3 protein-coding genes and 1 pseudogene are annotated in these 3722 nt (G+C 67.7%); all 4 read right to left on the bottom strand.

All coding sequences use genetic code 11. From position 1 onward, the window contains the following. A partial coding sequence (locus tag ON23_RS05685) for an enoyl-CoA hydratase/isomerase family protein (protein WP_039776806.1) occupies positions 1-393 on the bottom strand: 393 nt, incomplete at its 3' end. A 10-nt stretch (positions 394-403) separates the two neighbouring features. After that, positions 404-1543, bottom strand: a complete 1140-nt coding sequence (locus ON23_RS05680; RefSeq protein ID WP_039776805.1) for an acyl-CoA dehydrogenase family protein — start codon at positions 1541-1543, stop codon at positions 404-406. 3 nt (positions 1544-1546) lie between these two features. Then, positions 1547-3067, bottom strand: coding sequence for a CoA-acylating methylmalonate-semialdehyde dehydrogenase (locus ON23_RS05675; RefSeq protein WP_039776804.1), 1521 nt, complete (start codon positions 3065-3067; stop codon positions 1547-1549). Positions 3068-3226: 159 nt separating this feature from the next. Continuing rightward, a pseudogene (locus tag ON23_RS05670) lies at positions 3227-3722 on the bottom strand (hypothetical protein); the annotation flags it as partial.

Raw genomic sequence — 3722 nt, 5'->3', positions numbered from 1 at the left:
TGCGGACAGCCCCACACCACCACCCATCACGATGCCGTCCATCACGGCCACATAGGGTTTCGGATAGTTGCCGATCAACGCGTTGAGGATGTACTCGTCCCGCCAGAACCGGCCGCTCGGCGAATCGGCGCTGTCGCGACGCGAAACACCGTGCGCCACGGCGTTCTTCGCGTCGGTGTGGATGGCGACGATATCGCCGCCCGCGCACAGCCCGCGTTCCCCGGCGCCGGTCAGCACCACCGTGCGGACCTCGTCGTCGTCGGCCCACTCGCGCAGGGTCGACAGAATAGCCTGCGCCATCGGGTGATTGAGCGCGTTGATGGCCTTGGGCCGGTTGAGCGTGACCAGGCCGACGCCGTCGCGCTTGTCGAACAATACTTCTGCTTCGGTCATGTCTTTCCCCTTATGCCGCGCCGACTACCGAGCGGGCCACCACGACCCGCATGATCTCGTTGGTTCCCTCGAGAATCTGATGCACGCGCAGGTCGCGCACGATCTTCTCGATCCCGTACTCGGCCAGATAGCCGTAACCGCCGTGCAATTGCAGTGCCTTGTTGGCCACCTCGAATCCGGCATCGGTGCCGAATCGCTTGGCCATCGCGCACAGCTCCACCTTGTCGGCGGCATCGGCGTCCAGCGCAGCCGCGGCCCGCCACAGCAGGGTCCGCGCCGCCTCCAGTGACGTCCGCATATCGGCGAGGTCGAACTGCAGTGCCGCATTGTCGAGCAGCCGGGCCCCGAATGCCGTGCGCTGGGCCATATATGCCACGGTGCGCTCCAGCGCGGACTGGCCGCCGCCCAGCGAGCAGGCCGCGATGTTGAGCCGGCCGCCGTTGAGGCCGTTCATCGCGATCCGGAAGCCGTTGCCCTCGCCGCCGAGCAGATTCGCCGCCGGCACCCGGGCCTCGTCGAGGATGACCTGCCGGGTCGGCTGCGCGTTCCAGCCCATCTTCTTCTCGTTGGCGCCGAAGGACAGTCCGGGCGTATCCGCGGGCACGATGAACGCCGAGATGCCGCGCGAACCGGCGTCGTCGGTCCGCGCCATCAGCACATACACATCGGTGCTGCCCGCCCCGGAGATGAACTGCTTGACCCCGGTGAGCAGATAGTCGTCGCCGTCGCGAACCGCCCGGGTGCTCAGGGCCGCCGCGTCCGAGCCGACGCCCGGTTCGGTGAGCGCGTAACTGGCCAGCAGATCCATCGAGGTCAGCCCGGGAAGCCACCGATTGCGCTGGGCCTCGGTGCCGTAGCTGTCGATCATCCACGCGGCCATGTTGTGGATGGAGATGTAGGCCGCGATCGCCGGGCAGCCGGTGGCGAGCTGTTCGAAGATCCGCACCGCGTCCACGCGGCGCAATCCGGAACCGCCGACATCCTCACCGACGTAGATGCCGCCCATGCCGAGCGAGCCGGCCTTGCGCAGCACGTCGATGGGAAAGTGCTTGTGCTCGTCCCATTCCAGGGCGTTCGGGGCGAGCAGCTCGTCAGCGAAACCGCGCGCGGTGTCCACGATCGCCTGTTCGTCCTCGTCGAGTACGAACATCGATCAGTCCATCGTCGGGATGACGAAGTGATCGGCACCCGCGTCCGCGGCCGGCGCGGTCCGCAGGCCCTGGGGCCAGCGCTGGGTGACCGTCTTGGTCTTGGTGTAGAAGCGGATCGAGTCGGGACCGTGCTGGTTCAGGTCGCCGAAGCCGGACGCCTTCCAGCCGCCGAAGGTGTGATACGCGATCGGCACCGGAATCGGGACGTTGACGCCGACCATGCCCACCTGCACGCGCGCGGCGAAATCGCGGGCGGTGTCACCGTCGCGGGTGAAGATCGCGACGCCGTTGCCGAATTCGTGTTCGCTCGGCAGCCGCAGCGCCTCCTCGTAGTCGGCGGCGCGCACGATCGCGACCACCGGACCGAAGATCTCCTCCCGGTAGATCCGCATCTGCGGGGTGACGCGGTCGAAAAGCGTTGCGCCGACGAAGAATCCGTCCTCGGCGCCCGCGACCTTCAGTCCCCGGCCGTCGACCACCAGTTCGGCGCCCTCGTCGACACCGATCTGCACGTAGTTGTTCACCCGATCCACACCGTCGCGGCCGACGAGCGGCCCGAAGTCCGCGCCCGGATCGTCGGAGCGGCCGACGTTCAGCTTGCCGATTCGCTCGACCAGCTTGGCGCGCAACCGATCCGCGGTCTCCTCGCCCACCGGCACCGCCACCGAGATGGCCATGCAGCGTTCTCCCGCCGAGCCGTAGCCGGCGCCGATCAACTGGTCGGCGACATCGTCGAGATCGGCGTCCGGCATGACGATCGCGTGGTTCTTGGCGCCGCCGAAGCACTGGGCGCGCTTGCCGTTCGCGGTCGCGGTTTCGTAGATGTACTGCGCGATCGGAGTGGAACCGACGAAGCCCACGGCCTTGATCCGCTCGTCGTTCAGCAGCGTGTCGACCGCCAGCTTGTCACCGTTGACGACGTTGAACACACCGGCGGGCAGCCCGGCCTCGAGGAAGAGTTCGGCCAGCCGCAGCGGCACCGAGGGATCGCGCTCGGACGGCTTGAGTACGAAGGCGTTTCCGCAGGCCAGCGCCGGCCCGGCCTTCCACAGCGGAATCATGGCAGGGAAGTTGAACGGAGTGATGCCGGCGACCACACCGAGCGGCTGCCGCATCGAATACACGTCGATCCCGGTGCCCGCACTCTCGGTGTACTCACCCTTGAGCAGGTGCGGGATGCCGATCGCGAATTCGATCACCTCGAGTCCGCGCTGAATATCGCCCTTGGCGTCCGGGATGGTCTTGCCGTGCTCGCTCGACAGCAGCGCGGCCAGCGAATCCAGCTCGTCCTGGACCAGGGCGACGAACTTCATCAGCACCCGGGCCCGCTTCTGCGGATTGAACGCGGCCCACGCGCGCTGCGCCTCGGCCGCATTCGCGATGGCCGCCTCGACCTCGGACACACTGGCGAGCGGCACCCGCGCCTGAACCTGCCCCGTGCTGGGGTCGTAGACGTCGCCGAAGTTACCGGAGGTTCCGGCCACGTGCGTGCCGGCGATGAAATGTGTCAGTTCCCGAACCATGCCAGTCCTCGATGTCGACGGTTGCGGCGTCCCACGCCAGATTTACGGCCATCCTATAGTTGGATGTCCAAGTAAATCTACACCGAGGTGTGTGTGGTTCGGGACACACCTACGCGCGACCGGTTATCGGCACGGCCTCGACAGGGGGATTCGCCCGCGTCAGGGCTTGGGCCCGAGCTCTACCACGGTTCCGGGATGAGCCAGCGACGCGACGTGGATCGGCCCGCCCTTCGCCTGGTCGATGATCTGCCCCTGCCAGGCCACGAAGCAGGAGGCGAGCTCGCTGTTGTACGCCTGGTCGAGCACCGGAGCCAGCTGCCGGGCGAGATCGCCCTCGGCCGCGATCAGCTGATCCCGATACGGGCCGTAGTAGGGCAGAATCGCCTGCAGCACAACGGCTTCCGCGCCCTGCACCTGGGTGATGAACGGGTCGATCACGGGCTGGTAGTGCGCGATCACGGGCGCGATCTGAGACAGCACCGGGCCCGCCAGCTGCAGCAGCGGCTGATATACCGACCCGAGCGCGAATGCCTCCGAGGAGAACGGGCCCGCCAGCGGCGCCAGGCCGATCAGCGAGGCGAGTCCGCCCTGCTGATCGGGGCCGGGCGCGGGCCAGCCCAGCGGGCAGCGCGGTTGCGTGTTCACGGCGGGGGCT

This window comes from Nocardia cerradoensis NBRC 101014, assembly GCF_000308535.1.
GTDB classification, from domain to species: Bacteria; Actinomycetota; Actinomycetes; order Mycobacteriales; family Mycobacteriaceae; genus Nocardia; species Nocardia cerradoensis.
This window is presented reverse-complemented; position numbering and strand designations above follow the sequence as displayed.

What these genes read in the sequence shown, in the direction of transcription:
- ON23_RS05680 (WP_039776805.1), bottom strand. Translation starts at nt 1,543, where the DNA reads ATGTTCGTACTCGACGAGGACGAACAGGCGATCGTGGACACCGCGCGC.
- ON23_RS05675 (WP_039776804.1), bottom strand. Translation starts at nt 3,067, where the DNA reads ATGGTTCGGGAACTGACACATTTCATCGCCGGCACGCACGTGGCCGGA.